The organism is Microvirga sp. P4_G7 (assembly GCF_056401005.1).
On the sequence record NZ_JBFUKD010001180.1, the window covers coordinates 1 to 555 of the forward strand.

The 555-nt window shown below is 62.2% G+C and carries 1 protein-coding gene; it reads left to right on the plus strand.

What is annotated here, in order from left to right; translation table 11 throughout:
- Positions 1-8: 8 nt before the first annotated feature.
- Positions 9-555, plus strand: a 547-nt coding sequence (locus tag AC1DT3_RS23755; protein WP_477467599.1) for a flavin reductase family protein, incomplete at its 3' end; no start/stop codon positions are given.

The window sequence follows — 555 nt, forward strand, 5'->3', positions numbered from 1 at the left end:
TGGTTCTGATGTTCTACGAAACTGCCGGCAGCGGGCACGGGCTGCCGCACGACCCTTTCAAAGCGATCGTGGCCCCGCGTCCCATCGGCTGGATTACCGCGATGAGTGCGAAGGGCGAGATCAACCTCTCGCCCTATTCCTTTTTCAACGCCGTATCAGAGAAGCCGCCGATGGTGGCGTTCTCGTCGCAGGGCAAGAAGGACGCGCTGACCTTCATCGAGGAGACGAAGGAATTCGTCTGCAACCTCGCGACCTGGGATCTACGCGACAAGATGAACCTCACGTCCGCGATTCTGCCGCGCGGCGAGAACGAGATGATTCACGCCGACCTGACCGCGGCGCCGTCGCGTCTCGTCAAGCCGCCTCGCGTCGCCGATGCGCTCGCGGCGCTCGAATGCAAGTGGCTCCAGACCGTTCCTCTCATTCCGCTCGAAGGCGGAGACGCGAACTACTATCTGGTGATCGGTCAAGTCGTCGGCATCCATATCGATGACCGCTACATCGTGGACGGTCTCGTCGACACAGCGGCCATGCAGCCCATCGCCCGCTCCGGCT